At 40.1% G+C, this 18,338-nt stretch carries 14 protein-coding genes; 7 read left to right on the plus strand and 7 right to left on the minus strand.

Annotated features, from left to right (window positions below; genetic code table 11):
- Positions 1 to 13: 13 nt before the first annotated feature.
- From BKK47_RS08845 to BKK47_RS08860, 4 genes are all read right to left on the minus strand, one after another.
- Positions 14 to 1,264 carry a multifunctional CCA addition/repair protein gene (locus BKK47_RS08845; protein ID WP_077494493.1) on the minus strand — a complete coding sequence of 417 codons (1,251 nt, stop codon included), beginning with the start codon at positions 1,262 to 1,264 and terminating at the stop codon, positions 14 to 16.
- A gap of 48 nt (positions 1,265 to 1,312) precedes the next feature.
- Positions 1,313 to 1,924, minus strand: coding sequence for a TIGR04211 family SH3 domain-containing protein (locus BKK47_RS08850; protein ID WP_077494505.1), 612 nt, complete (start codon positions 1,922 to 1,924; stop codon positions 1,313 to 1,315).
- 95 nt (positions 1,925 to 2,019) lie between these two features.
- A complete protein-coding gene (locus tag BKK47_RS08855; RefSeq protein WP_077494494.1) occupies positions 2,020 to 3,282 on the minus strand; it encodes an inorganic phosphate transporter in 1,263 nt (420 codons plus the stop codon).
- 24 nt (positions 3,283 to 3,306) lie between these two features.
- Positions 3,307 to 3,987 (minus strand): TIGR00153 family protein, encoded by a 681-nt coding sequence (locus tag BKK47_RS08860; RefSeq protein ID WP_077494495.1) that lies wholly within the window; start codon positions 3,985 to 3,987, stop codon positions 3,307 to 3,309.
- 350 nt (positions 3,988 to 4,337) lie between these two features.
- Between BKK47_RS08860 and BKK47_RS08865 the strand changes: the two genes are divergently transcribed.
- The 6 genes from BKK47_RS08865 (at position 4,338) to BKK47_RS08890 (ending at position 12,266) form a co-directional block, all read left to right on the plus strand.
- Positions 4,338 to 5,387 carry a CYTH domain-containing protein gene (locus BKK47_RS08865; RefSeq protein WP_077494496.1) on the plus strand — a complete coding sequence of 350 codons (1,050 nt, stop codon included), beginning with the start codon at positions 4,338 to 4,340 and terminating at the stop codon, positions 5,385 to 5,387.
- A gap of 17 nt (positions 5,388 to 5,404) precedes the next feature.
- Positions 5,405 to 6,781 carry a DNA repair protein RadA gene (gene radA, locus BKK47_RS08870; RefSeq protein WP_077494497.1) on the plus strand — a complete coding sequence of 459 codons (1,377 nt, stop codon included), beginning with the start codon at positions 5,405 to 5,407 and terminating at the stop codon, positions 6,779 to 6,781.
- A gap of 74 nt (positions 6,782 to 6,855) precedes the next feature.
- Positions 6,856 to 7,335, plus strand: a complete 480-nt coding sequence (lrp, locus tag BKK47_RS08875) for a leucine-responsive transcriptional regulator Lrp (protein ID WP_059365285.1) — start codon at positions 6,856 to 6,858, stop codon at positions 7,333 to 7,335.
- Positions 7,336 to 7,337: 2 nt separating this feature from the next.
- Entirely contained in the window at positions 7,338 to 10,124 is a 2,787-nt protein-coding gene (locus tag BKK47_RS08880) for a DNA translocase FtsK (protein ID WP_077494498.1), read from the plus strand.
- Positions 10,125 to 10,284: 160 nt separating this feature from the next.
- Positions 10,285 to 10,863 carry an outer membrane lipoprotein periplasmic chaperone LolA gene (gene lolA, locus BKK47_RS08885; protein WP_244149129.1) on the plus strand — a complete coding sequence of 193 codons (579 nt, stop codon included), beginning with the start codon at positions 10,285 to 10,287 and terminating at the stop codon, positions 10,861 to 10,863.
- A 62-nt stretch (positions 10,864 to 10,925) separates the two neighbouring features.
- Entirely contained in the window at positions 10,926 to 12,266 is a 1,341-nt protein-coding gene (locus BKK47_RS08890) for a replication-associated recombination protein A (protein WP_077494500.1), read from the plus strand.
- A gap of 28 nt (positions 12,267 to 12,294) precedes the next feature.
- Here BKK47_RS08890 and BKK47_RS08895 read toward each other — a convergent pair whose 3' ends face one another.
- Positions 12,295 to 12,735 (minus strand): nuclear transport factor 2 family protein, encoded by a 441-nt coding sequence (locus tag BKK47_RS08895; protein ID WP_077494501.1) that lies wholly within the window; start codon positions 12,733 to 12,735, stop codon positions 12,295 to 12,297.
- 327 nt (positions 12,736 to 13,062) lie between these two features.
- Here BKK47_RS08895 and BKK47_RS08900 point away from each other — a divergent pair, with 327 nt between their 5' ends.
- Entirely contained in the window at positions 13,063 to 13,959 is an 897-nt protein-coding gene (locus tag BKK47_RS08900; RefSeq protein ID WP_077494502.1) for a DMT family transporter, read from the plus strand.
- A 274-nt stretch (positions 13,960 to 14,233) separates the two neighbouring features.
- Here the strand turns inward: BKK47_RS08900 and BKK47_RS08905 are convergent, their stop codons facing one another.
- Both BKK47_RS08905 and BKK47_RS08910 read right to left on the minus strand, forming a co-directional pair.
- Positions 14,234 to 15,994 carry an ABC transporter ATP-binding protein/permease gene (locus tag BKK47_RS08905; RefSeq protein WP_077494503.1) on the minus strand — a complete coding sequence of 587 codons (1,761 nt, stop codon included), beginning with the start codon at positions 15,992 to 15,994 and terminating at the stop codon, positions 14,234 to 14,236.
- A 57-nt stretch (positions 15,995 to 16,051) separates the two neighbouring features.
- Complete coding sequence (locus tag BKK47_RS08910) at positions 16,052 to 18,223, minus strand: TonB-dependent receptor (protein WP_077494504.1); 2,172 nt, start codon at positions 18,221 to 18,223, stop codon at positions 16,052 to 16,054.
- Positions 18,224 to 18,338: the final 115 nt, after the last annotated feature.

Genomic DNA, 18,338 nt, shown 5'->3' on the forward strand with positions numbered 1-18,338 from the left:
TGAAGGTGGATTTTTACTGCGTTTGATAGGCTTTTTTCATCTCTCTGATTACGCTGATTCGACGACGGTTTAACTCATCCCGAATCCCTTGTTTTTCAAATCCGTCCGCGATTACTTGTTGAACATCCACTTTTTTAGCCGCTTTTAATAAGGCGTTGATATAATCCCGTTGTGGATATTCCCGCATTTCAAAACCGGTTCTCCCTCTTGTATCGGCAAGGCAAACTAATAGGAATTCTTGGAAACGTTGCGGTTTACGCCATACATCAAAACGATTAAAGAGTTTCATCACCGTTTCCGGACGAAGTTCAAAGGCTTTGTGAATATGGGTGTGATATTCACAGCTAAGCTCAGCAAGTTCTTGATAGTAGCTCGGTACTTTTAAGCGTTTACAAACAGAGCGGGTTGATTTCACACCTGCCAGTTCATGTCCATAATGATGAGGAAGGATTTCCTTGGGTGTGAGGGCTTTGCCAAGATCATGACAAACGGCCGCAAAACGAACCGCACTTTGGTTTAGGTCAGGATGGTTTTCTGTGAGTTTTACAGCCTGTTGCAACACCAACATTGTATGCACAAAGCTATCAATTTCCGGATGATGTTGTGGTGGATTCGGCACTCCGTAAAGGGCATTAAGTTCAGGAAAAAGGATATTTAGTGCACCAATTTTACGTAGTATTTCAAAGTAAATTTCAGGGTGCTTCTCATTTAACGCTTTTTCCGTTTCAAGCCAAACCCGTTCCGCCGTTAAATGTGATAGTTCGCCGCTTTGTGTCAGACTTTTCATTAATTGAAGGGTTTCCGGTGCGATTTTAAAATCAAAATGATGAAAACGGGCAGCAAAGCGGGCAACGCGTAAAACCCGTAAGGGATCTTCCTCAAAAGCAGGGGATATATGGCGTAAAATGCGATTATCTAAATCGCTTTTGCCACGATAGGGATCGTGAAGATTTCCTTGCCCATCGATTGCCATGGCATTGATTGTGAGATCACGCCGAATGAGATCTTGCTCTAATGTGATGTTTGGAGAAAAATCGCAAATGAAACCCGTATAACCCTTGCCGGATTTACGTTCCGTGCGGGCAAGAGCATATTCTTCTTTGGTATTGGGATTAAGAAAAACAGGAAAATCTTTGCCGACTTGTTGATAGCCCTTAGATAATAGGCTTTCAGCGGTTGCTCCGACAACAACCCAGTCGCGATCTTTTACCGCTAACCCTAATAATTGATCTCGAACAGCACCGCCAACCAAATAAATTTCCATTGATTTTCCTTAAAAAAGAAACACCGAACATTTGCTCGGTGTCATTGATTATGCCCAGCCGTTACGGCGTTTACGTCTTGGTAAAATATGCGGAATAATTAAGCCAAGTAGCAATCCGACACCAAGCACCGAACCGCCGTAAATAAACCATTGGATCGCAATTTCACGTTTACTCACATCAAGCATAGCTTCCAAATCGCGATTTTTATTTTTAGTAATTTCTAACTCGCGTTTGAGTTGAGAATTTTGTTCCAATAATTCGCTGCTTTGTTGCTCAGATTGTTTGGTGCGACGTTGCATTTCTACGGTGCGTTGTTGCCAATCGCCGTCTAACTGATTGAGTTTTAATGTTAACTCTTGAATTTGAGCCTTTAACTTTGGATTTTCAAGCTTACTGCTTGGGGTGTTGCTTAATTCGGAAGTTAATATCCAAGCCTCGCGGTTTTTGCTGTCGCGAATGAGACTATACTTCCCTTGCTTTTCCAATACATTGACCTGCTCTCCGGCTTGAATAGCACCGGCAATTTTAAATTGATCGCCGGCACCACGGCGAAGATAAGTATTGAGGTTTTCTGTTATGTATTGGGTCTCCGCATAAGAGAGGCTAGTTGTCGAAATGAGTAAGACACTAGGGAATAAAAGCTTGATAAGTTTTAACATAGTTTTTGGCATAATCCGCCCTTAATTATTTTAGATCTTATTAACAGACCTCAATTTAGAAAGAAAGTGCGGTTAAATTTAACCGCATTTTTTAATTAGTGAAAAATTGCCCGCAAGATATAGAAAATCAAGATAGCAAAGAAGGCCCCGGCCGGTAGTGTGACGACCCATGAGCTAATGATATTACGGATTACTGTCAAGTTTAAGGCGGCAATACCACGTGCAAAACCAATGCCTAAAATAGCCCCAACAAGAGTTTGTGTTGTGGAGATCGGTAAACCTGTACCGGAAGCTACTACCACGGTCATCGCGGTGGCAAATTGTGCTGCGAAACCACGACTTGGTGTTAAATCAGTGATACCTGATCCTACTGTTGCCATCACTTTTTTTCCCATGGAAATTAACCCCACAGCAATACCTAATGCACCTAGTGGCAGAATCCACCAAGCCAGAGTGCCGCTTGAAACAATTTTTCCTCCTTCATCAACAATAGAAACTACTGCTGAAAGCGGACCAATAGCGTTTGCTACATCGTTAGAACCATGAGCAAATGCCATAGCACAGGCGGTTAAGAGCATTAAAATACTGAATACTTTTTCAACTGCACCAAATGTCCCTTTTGTTGCCGATTGAGCGAAAGTTTTGCTTCGGAAATAGAAGTGGAAGAAAATCATACCGACAAGGCTGATAGTGAATGAAATCACCAGAGTTTCGCCGTTAGAAAGGTGTAACCCAACGTGTTTCAAGCCTTTTTTCATGGTAACGATACAAAGCACAAAGATGGTAATACCCATATAGTAAGGCCCGTATTTTTGTGCGTTTTTAAGTGGTTGATCTGTATCGAAAATTAGTTTCTGTGTGCTGGCAAAAATAGCGTAAGCCAAAATCCCGGCAATCACCGGTGTAACAAACCAACTTCCAACAATGCTACCGATTGTTGACCAATCCACTGCTCCGGGTCCGATAGTAACACAACCAAAACCAACAATTGCCCCGATAATGGTATGTGTACCGGAAACCGGCCAACCCATTTTGGTTGCGATAAATAACCAAGCACCGGAAGCAAAGAGTGCCGAAATCATTCCAAGAGCGAGAATTTCCGGTGTATCGACAAACTGCATAGGGTCAATCACACCACTTTTAATGGTTTCCGTTACTTCACCACCGGCAAGATAAGCACCGGCAGATTCAAAAATTAATGCGATAATAATCGCTTGCTTTACGGTAATTGTGCCTGAACCTACCGAAGTTCCCATAGAATTCGACACATCATTAGCGCCAATACCAAACGCCATAAAAAAACCAAACACAGCCGTGATTAACACCAACCATGTACCATATTGATTAATTATTTCCATAGTATTTTCCTATGTGTATTAGTTTTATGAACGTGCTAACATTAATTCAATACGTGAACCAACCCGTTGGGCTTGATCGGCAAGTACGCCAATCCATTCCATAATTTTATATAGAAACATGACATCGACCGGATTGTAATGGTGTTCGATAGCCAGTAACATTTTGCGTAATTGAATTTGCATTTGATCCGTATCGTCTTCAATCAAATCCAATTCTTGGATCATATTATTAACCAACTTCAATTCACGACCTTTAAAGCCGGTTTCGAGTAATTCATCCATTTGTTCAATGGCTAGATGGGCTTGATGGATAGAATCCAAACTACGTTTCACATAGCTGAGGAAATCTTCTTGCATTTCTTCCGGAATACCAAATTGGCGACCAATCATTCTGCCGGAAATATCTTTAGCAAAGTTAGCCAATTTGTCTTGCTGTGTTACCAATTCCAATAAATCGGTGCGATCAATAGGTAAGAATAAACCACGAGGTAATTTCAAACGAATTTCGCGTTTGAGGGAATCTGCTTCACGCTCACATCGGGAAATATCTAAACGAACATTTTCCGCTCCTTCCCAATCTTTTAAAAAGGTTTTTTCAAAAAAAGGAATTAAAAGATCGCAACATTCGGTGACCTTGTCAGAATGCTTTTGCAAGGGTTTTAAAGGCGAGTGGGCAAATAATCCAAGGATATTATTCATTGCCATATCTCATTTACTCCATATAGGGGGTTAAAATTCGTGCGCATATTACCTGATTTTTACTCGGAATAGAATTAATTTTAAGATAACAGCTACAGGCATATTGACTAAAGCCTAATTCTTACACAGATTATAATCTGACAAGAGTAGAGCTAACGGTTAGCTTCCGATTGAGATATATTTACAATGCTCAGTAATGAAAAAATTAAGTTCATTATTTACTCAATAAAGCAAAATATTGGCTAACATTTTGAAATCCCGTTATGTTTTATCTGAAAAGTTATAGACACAAAAACCTTGATTTATTTACATTTACTTGTATATTTAACCAGTTAAATTAATAAGGATTTATCCTCATGAACAATGAAATCGAACTCAAACTTGTTGTTTCACCGGAAACATTCAATTTATTGGAACAACATCTTAAACAATTTAACCCGCTGGAATATAAAAGATTTTTTCTTGGTAATACTTATTATGATTATCCGGACCGTTTTCTTGCTAAACAGAAAGTGGGGTTGCGTATTCGCCAAGAAGATCAACACCTTACATTAACGCTGAAAACCGATGGGAGAGTGGTTGGCGGTTTGCATGAGCGTCCGGAATATAATTTGCCGTTGCAAGAAAAAGAAACGCCGACAAATGAACAATTACGGAAATTATACGACCTTGAGCAGTTACCTAATGCGCCATTAAATGCAATATTCTCAACGGATTTTAACCGCACTTTATGGCTGATTGCATTTCGTGATTCCAAAATTGAGGTGGCTTTTGATCTTGGGGAAATTGTGAGTGGCGATCATTCACAACCAATCTGTGAAATTGAGCTTGAATTAAAAGAAGGGGTGGTTGGCGATCTTTTTTATTTTGTTGAAGAATTGCCAATTTTGACTGATGTGTATTTCAGCAGTGCCAGCAAGGCAAAACGAGGTTATCAATTAGGACATCTCCCTGTAATGACCGATTGGTTAAACAAATGGCACGATTTTTTAAAAGCGGAACGGGAAGAAAGTGCGGTTGATTTTAATACAAAATTTCAGTCAGTGTTGAAAATGGAACAAGAATTGGTGGAAGAAACCCTTTCATTGCCAAAATCGTTTTTTTGCCAAGATTTTTTGAAAACCGTAGAACGTGTAGGCGCTTTTTTTAATTTATATCATTATTACGATGAAAATAAGGCGTTGTTTGAGGCTGTGGTAAAAAGTAAAAGAGAAAACGTAACGGACGATAATATCTTGCCGCAGTTGTTAGAAAATAATCAGTATTTTCTTAATGAAATTCAGGCATTGATCCGTTTTCATAGCGAAACAAAAGATAATGAAAAAACCGTTGAAAAACTCACCGCACTTTTTAAAAAGCGTATTTATTTTGAGAGAGTGGTGAAATTGATGAATCTCGCATTGTAAAAATTAAGGATGAGAGAATGGCAAAAGCGCCGAAAACAGCCTACGTGTGTAATGATTGCGGGGCGGAGTTTCCCCGTTGGCAAGGGCAGTGTTCTGCTTGTAAGGCTTGGAATACCATTAGTGAAGAGCGGTTGATTTCCGCCATAAAACCGAAAAATGATCGTTTCAGCGGTTATGCAGGTGAAACGCAGGCAAAAATTCAAACTCTGTCAGAAATTAGTTTGCAGGAAACGCCTCGTTTCAGCAGTGGATTTAAAGAGCTTGATCGTGTGCTGGGCGGGGGAATTGTACCGGGAAGTGCGATTTTAATCGGTGGACATCCCGGTGCCGGAAAAAGTACCTTACTATTACAAGTGATGTGTGGTTTGGCACAAAAAATGACCGCACTTTATGTCACAGGGGAAGAATCGTTGCAACAGGTGGCGATGAGGGCGAACCGCCTTGGTTTACCGAACGATCAACTTAATATGCTTTCTGAAACCTCGGCAGAGCAAATTTGTAATTTGGCGGATCAACTCAAACCGCAAATTATCGTGATTGATTCCATCCAAGTAATGCATTTAGCGGATATTCAGTCTTCGCCCGGTAGCGTGGCACAAGTACGGGAATGCGCCTCTTTTTTGACACGCTATGCGAAAACGCGTCAAGTAGCGATTATTATGGTGGGTCATGTAACCAAAGACGGTACGCTTGCCGGCCCAAAAGTGTTGGAACACGCGATTGATTGTTCCCTACTTTTAGAAGGAGAAGCTGATTCCCGTTATCGTACTTTGCGTAGCCATAAAAACCGCTTTGGTGCGGTGAATGAACTTGGCGTATTCGGTATGACAGAACAAGGTTTACGTGAAGTAAAAAATCCTTCCGCCATTTTTTTAAGCCGTGGAGATGAACAAACACCGGGTAGCTCGGTTATGGTGTTATGGGAAGGTACACGCCCGCTTTTAGTAGAAATTCAAGCCTTAGTGGATCATTCTATGTTGTCAAATCCACGTCGTGTAGCGGTGGGATTAGAGCAAAATCGCTTGGCATTATTGCTTGCTGTATTACATCGCCACGGCGGTTTGCAAATGGCAGATCAAGATGTATTCGTGAATGTGGTAGGTGGAGTGAAAGTCACGGAAACCAGTGCGGATCTTGCCTTACTAATGGCGTTAATTTCCAGTTTTCGCAATCGTCCCTTGCCACAAGATTTGGTGATCTTTGGTGAGGTGGGGCTTGCCGGTGAAATTCGTCCGGTACCGAGTGGGCAGGAGCGTATTAGTGAAGCGGCAAAACACGGTTTTAAACGTGCCATTGTTCCTTTTGGCAATAAGCCGAAAAGTGCGGTCGAAAATATGCAAGTTTTTACTGTGAAAAAACTCGCTGACGCGCTTGCCGTGTTGGATAATTTTTAGAAATTCATTGTCATACTGAAAACCTCGGCGAAATTCGCTAAAATACGCCCATGTAAAAATGGATAGTAAACAAAATGGAAAAGAAATTAAACAAAGCGTTAGATGCGATCGATATTAAAATCCTCAATGAATTACAACGTAATGGCAAAATTTCAAATATTGATCTTTCCAAAAAAGTCGGTTTATCTCCGACACCTTGTTTAGAGCGGGTAAAACGTTTGGAAAAGCAAGGTGTGATTATGGGCTATCGTGCTTTGCTGAACCCCGAATTACTTGATGCCCCGCTTTTAGTGATTGTTGAAATTACGCTTGTACGGGGCAAGCCCGATGTATTTGAAGAATTTAACGAGGCGATTCAAGCCCTTGATGAAATCCAAGAATGTCATTTGGTTTCAGGCGATTTTGATTATCTGTTAAAAACGCGAGTGGCGGATATGGCGGCTTATCGTAAATTACTCGGTACAACCTTACTTCGTTTGCCGGGGGTGAATGACACGCGTACCTATGTTGTCATGGAAGAAGTTAAACAAACCAATTATCTAGTTTTAAAATAAAAATGATTAAACGAATTACTGAACGTTTCACCCCTAAACAATATTTAGGGGAGTTAATTTTGGGATTGACCGCACTTTTCGGGTTATATCTGATTGTGGCGTGGTCAAGTTACACACCATTGGATAATTCTTGGTCAACCGCTAGTTTTCAGAGTGAAACAATTAATAAGGCAGGGGCTTTTGGAGCTTGGATCATTGATGCCCTCTTTGTTTTTTTAGGTTACGTAGGGCATTTACTGCCTTTTCTGATCTTTTTCGTACCGGTATTTCTACTAAAAACAAAAGCTGTCCGTTCTCTATCAATAACAAAAATTGTGTTGCGCAGTTTTGGTTTTGTTACATTATTAGTTGGCTTAACCATTATGGCGACCTTACTGCTTTCCAATACCAATTATTACTTATCCGGCGGTGTATTGGGCGGTAGTTTGGTGATTTCGTTTTATCCGACTTTAGGAAAATTCGGCTGTATTCTTGTCGGTTTTATACTGGCTGTGCTTGGCTTTATTTTTTGCTCGGGTGCTTCATTTATTCGCTTGATCGGGCGTTTTTATAATTGGCTCACGATGAAAAATGACTCTCAACAAGAAGTAGAGCAATCGTCAGAACCTGTTGAAGAACTAGAACAAATTGTGATTCGGAAACCATTGAGTTTGGTTAAAGAAGATAACAAATTGTCGGAAGAAGTAGAGGAAAAAGATGAAAATCAATCTTCCAAAGAAACAGAAACTGATACAAATGTGGAAAATCCTCTGGTTCAACCGGAAAAACTGATTAATATTCGTGGATTATCCCCGTCTTTGGATATGTCCTCCCAACATCAAAAATCAATATCTGAATTTGACGAAAAATTTGATGGTTTTAAAACGGAAAATTTAGATGAATTGCCAAAAGTCACCATTTCCGAACCGGAAAATATATCAAAACAATCGGACTTTATGACGACGTGGGAACGCGGGAGTAAACAGACGGAAGAAAATTCACAAACTGCGGATGATTTTACGTTAGATAAACCCGCTATTCCAAAAGTTACTCTAGCACCAGTGAAGCAAGCGATTTCATTGGCGGCTGAATCAGCTCAGTATCCCGATATGTCGGAAGACAATAATTTGGAAGATGATTTATCCCGTCAATTTGCCGAACAGGAAAAACAACGTTTGGCTGAAATGGAAGCCCGTGCTAAAGCGTTAAATGCCGAAGAGGCGTTACAGGTGATTTTGGCTGAATCTGAAGTGCCGATTTATAAACCTTATGGCGATTCTTTGGTTCATCCGGCGTTCCAACAGCCTACAACAAAACGGGAGAAACCGACCACACCATTGCCAAGTTTAGCATTATTGGAACATCGACCAACCCAAGTTCAGGATATTACCCGCGAGGAAATTCACGATACCTCTCAACGTATTGAGCAACAGCTTCGCAACTTTAATGTAAAAGCAACGGTGAAAGATGTATTGGTAGGGCCGGTGGTAACACGTTACGAGCTTGAGTTGCAACCGGGCGTGAAAGCCTCAAAAGTGACAAATATTGATACGGATTTAGCGCGTGCGTTAATGTTCCGTTCTATTCGGGTGGCGGAAGTGATTCCGGGCAAACCTTATATCGGTATTGAAACGCCGAATGCGCATCGTCAAATTGTGCCGTTACGTGATGTATTGGATAGTAATGAATTTCGTGATTCCAAGGCACTTCTACCGATGGCATTGGGGAAAGATATTAGTGGCAAACCGGTTGTGGTAGATTTGGCAAAAATGCCGCATTTATTGGTGGCAGGTTCAACAGGTTCCGGTAAATCGGTTGGCGTGAATACCATGATTCTTAGTTTGCTTTTCCGTGTTCAACCGGAAGAAGTGAAATTTATCATGATTGACCCGAAAGTTGTGGAGCTTTCCGTCTATAACGATATTCCGCATTTGCTCACTCCGGTTGTTACCGATATGAAAAAAGCGGCGAATGCATTACGTTGGTGTGTGGATGAAATGGAACGCCGCTATCAGCTACTTTCCGCTCTTCGTGTACGAAATATTGAAGGGTTTAACGAAAAAATTGATGAATATGAAGGCATGGGAATGCCTGTACCGAACCCAATTTGGAAACCGGGCGATACGATGGATCAAATGCCACCGGCACTGAAAAAATTAAGCTATATTGTAGTGATTGTCGATGAATTTGCCGATCTGATGATGGTGGCTGGGAAACAAATCGAAGAATTTATTGCCCGTCTTGCTCAAAAAGCACGAGCAATTGGGATTCACTTGATATTAGCAACACAACGTCCATCAGTAGATGTAATCACCGGATTAATTAAAGCGAATGTGCCGAGCCGTATTGCCTTTACGGTGGCAAGTAAAATTGATTCCCGTACGATTTTGGATCAGGGGGGGGCTGAAGCCTTATTAGGTCGTGGTGATATGCTTTATTCTGGACAGGGATCATCCGATCTGATTCGTGTTCACGGTGCATTTATGAGTGATGATGAAGTGGTACGTATTGCCGATGATTGGCGTGCCCGTGGAAAACCGGATTATATTGACGGCATTTTGGACAGTGCAGACGAGGAAGAAAGTGCGGAAAAATCAGCAGGAAGTAGTGGGGAACTGGATCCGCTATTTGATGAAGTGATGGAGTTTGTCCTCACAACAGGCACCACTTCTGTTTCTGCCCTTCAACGTAAATTCAGTGTAGGCTTTAACCGTGCCGCCAGAATTATGGATCAAATGGAAGAACAAGGCGTTGTGAGTGCCATGCAAAATGGTAAACGTGAAATTCTTGCACGTCGTCCGGATTATTAATTTCTCTTTTAAAAAGGAAAGTAAAATGAAAAAAACATCGTTAAAATTATTCACAAACTCGCTCGCTCGTTTGTTCACCTCTCACGAGGCCGTTGGCAAAGCCAACGTTCAAAAAACAACGTTTTTTGTGACCGCACTTGGTGTGGTGGGGTTGGGGTTAATGAGTTTTAGCCCTATCGCACTTGCTGATGCCGCAAGTGAATTACAATCACGTTTAACACGAGTAAATGTATTAAGTGCGGATTTTTCCCAAACAGTTACTGCTGCGGGGGGAAAAAATGTGCAACAAGGGAGTGGGAAAATTCAAATTAAACGCCCGAATTTATTTACAATGGAGACTAAATCACCACAAGAAACACAAATTATTGCTGACGGCAAAACCCTTTGGTATTACGATCCTTTTGTACAACAAGTGACGGCACAATGGGTGAAAGATGCAGTAAATAATACCCCTTTTGTGTTGCTGACCAGTGATGATAAAAGCCATTGGAATCAGTATTCGGTAACGCAGCAGGTAGATACTTTTGTGTTAAAACCTAAATCAGCGAAAAGTAATATTAAACAGTTTGATATTCGTGTGGATGCCAATGGCGTATTGAAAAATTTCAGCACCACAGAAAAAGACGGACAAACCAACCTTTACGTGTTGCGTAATATTACCAACCAATCTCTCCCTGATAGTTTATTTAGCTTCAATCCACCTAAAGGCGTGGAGTTGGATGACCAACGTAAAAAGTAATGCTTGGGGCGTATTAATTACGCCCTTGATTTTTATTTTAAATGCTTTAATGGGAAAAAATGATGGCGAATCTTGATTTTGATTTTTCGGAAAATGATTTTCGTCCCCTTGCCGCCAGAATGCGCCCGACCAATCTCGATCAATATTTTGGTCAATCACATCTTATTGGTGAAGGTAAACCGCTACGTAAAGCGATTCAAGCCGGTCATATTCATTCTATGATTTTTTGGGGGCCGCCCGGCACGGGCAAAACCACATTGGCAGAAATTGTTGCTAATCAAATTAACGCGGATGTTGAACGCATTTCAGCGGTTACCGGTGGGATAAAAGAAATTCGTGAAGCCATTGAGCGTGCAAAACAAAACCGTCTCGCTGCTCGAAAAACGGTTTTATTTGTAGATGAAGTGCATCGTTTCAACAAAAGCCAGCAGGATGCCTTTCTCCCCCATATTGAAGACGGCACGATTATCTTTATCGGTGCAACAACAGAGAATCCCTCTTTTGAATTGAATAATGCCTTACTTTCTCGTGCAAGGGTATATGTGTTGAAATCTTTAACCGTTGATGAAATAGAATCCGTGCTTCAGCAGGCACTACAAGATTCGGCACGTGGATTGGCAAAAGAGCGGTTAATTTTAGAAGAGAATTTATTACAGACGCTTGCTGAATATGCTAATGGTGATGCCCGTCTCGCCTTGAATTGTCTTGAATTGATGGTGGATATGGCAGATGAAATGGAAAACGGCAAAAAAATTGACCGCACTTTATTGAAAACAGTACTGGGCGAGCGTCAAGCCCGTTTTGATAAACAGGGTGATCGCTTTTATGATCTTATTTCAGCTTTGCATAAATCCGTTCGGGGATCAGCACCTGATGCGGCATTATATTGGTATGCACGTATTTTAACGGCGGGTGGCGATCCGCTTTATGTCGCAAGACGGCTGTTAGCCATTGCCTCGGAAGACATTGGGAATGCGGATCCCCGTGCGATGCAAGTGGCGCTTGCCGCTTGGGATTGTTTTACCCGAGTGGGCGCTTATGAAGGAGAGCGTGCCATAGCGCAAGCGATAATTTATCTTGCCGTTGCCCCCAAAAGCAATGCGGTTTATACCGCTTTTAATACGGCAAAACAGCAAGCCAAAAACTTACCGGATTATGACGTGCCACATCATTTACGCAATGCACCGACTAATCTAATGAAAGAGCTGGGGTTTGGGGCGGAATATCGTTACGCCCATGATGAACCCAATGCTTATGCTGCCGGTGAAAATTATTTCCCTGAAGAACTCAAAGAGACACAATATTATTTTCCGACAAATCGTGGGATGGAAATTCAAATTAAAGAAAAGTTAGAGCGATTACGTGAACAGGATAAAAATGCGGTGAAAAAACGGTACAAATAACAAATGCGTGGATTTCCACGCATTTTTCTTAGAACATACTACGCCCGCTCTCTGTTTTTTCCGGTACGGCTTGAATGACATCCCAGTGTTCTACAATTTTGCCATCTTTATCAAAACGGAAAATATCCACCACTGCCTCACCACGATCTTCATCATTTAACTGACTATGAACATGTAGGGCAACCAAATCGCCATCAGCTAATACACGTTTTACGGTTGCTTTTGATTTTGGATGGGCTTTTAAGAACGGCGTAAACGCATCAATAAAGGTTTGTTTACCGTCTGCCACGGTTGGATTGTGTTGTAAGTATTCTTTACCGATATATTTGTCACTGGCTTCTTGTAACTTATGTTGATTAAATACCATTTCATAGAAATCAAGTGCAGCAGCTTTGTTTTGTTCCGGTGTTGAAGCAAATAAGCTTGTTGAAAATGCAAAAAGTGCGGTTGTTAAAAGAACTTTTTTCATCAAAACTCCTTCATATTCTATTAAAAAAGCATGCGCATTATAATGAAATTAAATCTTAAAACTAGCGTGTATTTGGAAATAGACTTTTTCTTATTATGAAATAATTAAGACCGAAAATTGATTGAATTGCAGATTCTAACAATCAATTCCTCCGTACCCTTGAATCTCGATTATTAACTAAGCTAATTTTACTTACTTGAGGATATGACTGAATTTTCCTTCTTATGCACTGTTGTATTTCTACACCATATCTACATTTTTTTATTGGTAAAACATCAAAATATCTTATAATCATCAATAGTACTTACCTTTATATTAATTTTTCCTATGAGTAATGATTTTCTAATAAGATTTTCTTATGTTTTATTAATGGGTTTTGGCTTTCCTATTATGCGTTATATGAGTATTCATTTTGAAACACTAAATAATAATGCGGTTCGATTTATCTCCGGTGGTTTATTATTTGTTTTTATTTGTGTCTTAAAATATAGGAATGAGTTAGTTAAGTTGTTAAGAGAACCGGCAATCATTTTTTATCTTCTTTTGTTGGCTGTTTTTATGACTGCCAATATGTATTTTTTTATTAATGGTCTTAAATATACTTCGGCTTTAGCGGGTAGCGTTTTTGGTATTATCTCAATGCCTTTAGCCGTTATTATGGCGGCAATTTTCTTTCGCGATGAAAGGGAAAAGGTAAAACAAAAGAATTTTTATATTGGGAGCGCCTTGGCTATCATTGGTTCTTTGGTATTTGTAATTTACGGGAATAAATCTAATACCGGTAACGATTTTATAACGGGTTCACTTTTTTTAGGCACCGCCATATTTATTCAATCTATCCAAAATCTTGTTGTTAAAAAGATTTCAAAAAAATTAAATGCAGTCGTTATCAGTGCTTTTACCGCTACGTTATCCGGTATTTTTTATCTGATTTTAGCTAAAAATAGCGGCGTTATTTATCAGTTGCAGGATGTGAGTTTCGGTTTATTAATAGGGTTAATTTTTGCAGGAATGTATGGAATGCTAACGGGAATGTTGTTGGCATTTTATATCGTTCAAAAGCAAGGTATTGTTGTTTTTAACATTATTCAATTAACCGTACCTTTATCTACGGCTTTAATTAGTTATGTCACCTTGGGGGAAACCATTTCGGTTTATCAAGGTTTTGGTGCTGCGATAGTTATTGTGGGATGTGTTTTTTCATTGAGAAAAAAGCAGCAATAGAATCAATGAAATTTATTGAAGCTATAAAAGAATCATCAATTAATAAGAGTTTGATAATATTCTATTGGTTTTCTCGGTATTATGTGGCAAATACACAAAATAGAAAATTCATACAAAATATAAGGCGTACTGAGTATGCCCTTTGTTTATAAGCCATTAAAGTTATTGATATTGGATATAATAATCCGTGTGTCCCCATACTCATATTAAAATACCGGTTCTATCATTTTCTACATAATACTGAAAGTGCGGTTAATTTTGACCGCACTTTTATCTATACAATACAGACTTCCAATTTCAATTGTTTATTGTGGAATTGATGGAGTGTGCTGCGATGTCCGATACTGAGAATAATCATATTCGGTAAGCGTTCTTTAATGGTTTTATAAAGCTGATATTCGGTGGCTTCATCAAGTGCGGAAGTTGTTTCATCCAAGAAAACTACGTCAGGTTTCGTGAGCAAGATACGAATGAATGCAACCCGTTGTAATTCACCGGGTGATAAAATAGCCTGCCAGTCGTTTTCTATATCAAGCGCGTGGAGATATTTTTTCAAGCAACAATCACGCATTATATTGATTAAGTCCGGATGATGAGGATTAATGTCCGGATAACAAATAGCCTCACGCAAAGTCCCTTGTGGCATATAGGGGCGTTGCGGTAAAAATAAACTTCCCATACAGGGGTGTTCCGCAATCCCGATAATTTCAAAAGGATAGATGCCGGCAATGGCTTTGAGTAAGGTAGTTTTACCTGTACCTGACGCCCCTTGAATGAGTAACGCATCACCATTTTCAAGTTCTACATTTATGTTATTTAATAAAATGCGTCCTTGTTCGTCTTTTATACCAAAATCTTTTAATGCCACTCGATTGGAGCAGGTATAAGGTTGGGAGATTCCCGACCTATCTAATTCATCTAATTTGGTTATAAAACCATAAAGACGGTTAAGACGTGCCTGATATAAGGTAAATTCTTCATAAAATAACCGGAAGAAAGAAAGTGCGGTCATTAATCGATTAAAGGCTTGCACGGTTTGGTGCATATCGCCAAGTTTGATTTGGCCGCTAAAAAAACGGGGGGCTTGTAGCATTAATGGTAATAGTTTGGCAAAACGGGTAACGCCGTTGTTAAAACCGTCCAAACCAAGCATTTTTAAGACAATCGCCCAACGGTTGCGAATGATTTGAGAAAATTTATCTTTCAGTAAAATTTGCTCTTTCGGCTCACCATGATAAAAGGCAATACTTTCCGCATTATCACGCACCCGAATTAATGAATAACGATAGTCTCCATTGAGTTTTTCTTTATTAAAGTTGAGTTTTATCAATGGGTAGCCAATCCAAACGGACATTAGGGTAGCAAAAATAATAAAGCCATAAATAAAGAACACCACGCCTTTTTCAATAGTCAAACCGAAGATATTTAATACACCGGAAAGTGACCAGAGAATAATAGTAAACTCAATGGTGGTCAGAACAGAATTTATCATTCCCCGCACAATTTGCATGGTGCTGGTGATAAATTCCCGTGCATCCTGTTCAATTCGCTGATCGATATTATCGGGGAGTTCCCGTTCATATTTGAGTCGATAATAGTTTTTATTTTCCAGCCAGCGTTTCACTAAAATCCTATTAAGACTTTCTAACCAACGAATTTCAAAAACTTGGCGTAGAAAATAATCAATAATGGTATGTACCACTTGAATAAGTACTAAAAGTGCGTTGAGTTTAGCAAAGAACCAAAATTTATCTGCATTGAGTTCTTGCATTGAGCTATACAAACCATTGTAGAAAAAGGAATTGAGCACACTAAACCGTACTTCAAGCAAAATCATCAGGAAAAGCAATAGCAGCATGGCAATCAGTTTAATCCGGTTTTGCTTGGTAATGGATGGCGAGGCAATTCGCCAAAATTTTTTGCCGAAAGTTGTGTGTTTTAATGCCGTCATTGTAAGGGTAACGCAGATTATCACCCAAAAAAGTGCGGTCAAAATCCAGCTTAAACTATTATTGAGTTCGGTTTGCCAGTTCATAAATGTTTATCAATGAAAAAAGGGCGAGAGTGTTTCGCCCTGATAAGATTCAATGAATTAGAAGGAATATTCTACGTTAGCCCAATAAGTGCGAGGCATACCTAACACAGCAAAGCTACGATCATAACGGCCGCGTTGAACCTGCCAGTATGATTTATTAAATAAATTTTCTACTCCAACACGGAATGTCAGGCTTTGTTGCTCACTTAATTTCGCCACGTATTTAGCACCTGCATCAACCGTCGTATAAGATGGAAAGGCAAATTTTTCAGAATAATCTTGATAGGATTTTCCGTAGTATTGAACTGCCGCATTGAGTGTTAAAGCTCTGATAAATGGGGTATCCCATTCAACGGCGGCTTTAGCAATCCAACGAGGGCTTGCCACTTGTGAGCCGTTGATAATCGGACCGGCAAAACTTGGGTAATCAATTAATTTTCCTTGATTGTAAGTGATACCTAAACTTGGGCGTAATGTACTATTTAGCAGATTTCCGTAGATATTTAATTCAATACCGCGGTTACGTTCTTTGCCTTGTTCCTGTCCGGTTTTAGCATGAACACCGGGGCGTGATAATTGGTAAATACTTAAGGTTGTGGTTGCAAGATCTTTCCAGTTTTTACGCACCCCTAATTCAATTTGTCGGCTAACAACAGGTTTTGCCATAACGCCGGTATCCTCATCAGTTGCACCCGGTTCCAAATCTTCTAAATAATTGGCATAAAAAGTTAAGTTTGGATTAGGTACATAGGCTGCCATCACCATTGGGCTAAAACGACTTTCGTGATAGCGAACATCTCGATCTAGTTTTGCCGGATAAGGCAGGGCGTGTTGTTTAATCCACTGGAAACGTCCGCCGAGTGTTAAACTAACGGTGTTATCAATAAATGAAGCGGTATCTGCAAAGGCGAGGCTGTAACTCGCTAGTTTTTCGTTCGTTGCGCCTTGCGTTACGGCCTTATTGGGCTGCTGGGATGTCATAAATTGCGGATGATAAAGATTAAGATTGGAATAAATATTTTGATTTAAAACCGTCCCCTGATCAAAATCACGTTGGCGTCTTACCGCATCAAATGCTAAATTCCAGTTGTGGTTGATCGAACCGGTTTCAAATTCACCTTGTAATTTTAGATTTCCGCTTGTTGTACGAATATGGTAATCCATCGCTCTTAGTTGTTGTAAACGATATTGTTCGGTATAGGTGGTTTCATCCATCATTCGAACTTGACCGAATGTACCGTAATAGCGTGATTCCATATAACCCAAGCCACCGGATAACATCATGTTATAAGGTAGATCATATTCAAAGGTTCCCATAATGGTTTGATCTTGAGTGGTTTGACCGTTCCAATGCGGCACAAAATTTGTATCACCGTTTGGTGCGCTTGGTAAGCGATAGTTTAAGCGCTGAATATCTTGAATACGCGCACGACCGCCATGTGTTGTCCGTTTGGCATACATATAATCAATACCTGCACGGAACTTCTCACCACGATAGTCTAAACCCACAGCCAATTCTTTGTTTCGTTCGTCATAGTTATGGCGTGCCGTATCACCATCACGATATTTCCCGTTTAGGCGGATACCCCATTCTTTATTTGCACCGAAACGGCGACCAAAATCAAAGGTTTCCTGTAAACGATTGTTGCTGTACCAAGCAAAACCAAGTTGATTAATATCTTCATCCGTCGCCCGTTTGGTCTCAACATTTAAGGAAGAACCGGCGGCACCTTCAGGATCCATTCCGGCGACAGCCGTTGAAGCGCCTTTGATTAATTGAGCGGAGCTAACGGCAGCAGTAGGGGAGTTATAAGTAGAATAAAGCCCTGGTAATCCATTCACCGTAATTTGACGGGCATCCAATTGCAATCCTCGCACATAAATGCCCGATAAGGTATTGGTTTCTCCACCGAAATTCATCACGGAAGAATCAATTTTAGCAATTCCGTCTAAAAGATTACGTTGTTGAGAATTTTCAAAGACTTTTTCATCGTAGTGAACAACCGCAATAGGTGAAGTAAATGCAGTTTGTCGCCCCAGTAAACTGAGATTAACAATTTCTTTTTGTTTTTCACCGGCCGCTTTGGCTTTTTCCAATTCGGTGACGATATTCACTTGATCCAATACCATTTCGGAACTTGAGCCGACATCGGTTTGTGTTTCCGCCAACACTGAAACAGATACACCGGTAAAAAGTGCGGTGTAAAGAATACTGTGTTTAAACGCCATATTTGCTTTCCTTAAAATTGATGTAATAAAAAAGAGCGGTAAGTATAACTGAAAATAATTATTCGCCTCAATAGGAATAATTTGTATTTGCCGTTAAGTAAAAATCCACCTTCAT

The organism is Rodentibacter mrazii (genome assembly GCF_001998825.1).
GTDB classification, from domain to species: Bacteria; Pseudomonadota; Gammaproteobacteria; order Enterobacterales; family Pasteurellaceae; genus Rodentibacter; species Rodentibacter mrazii.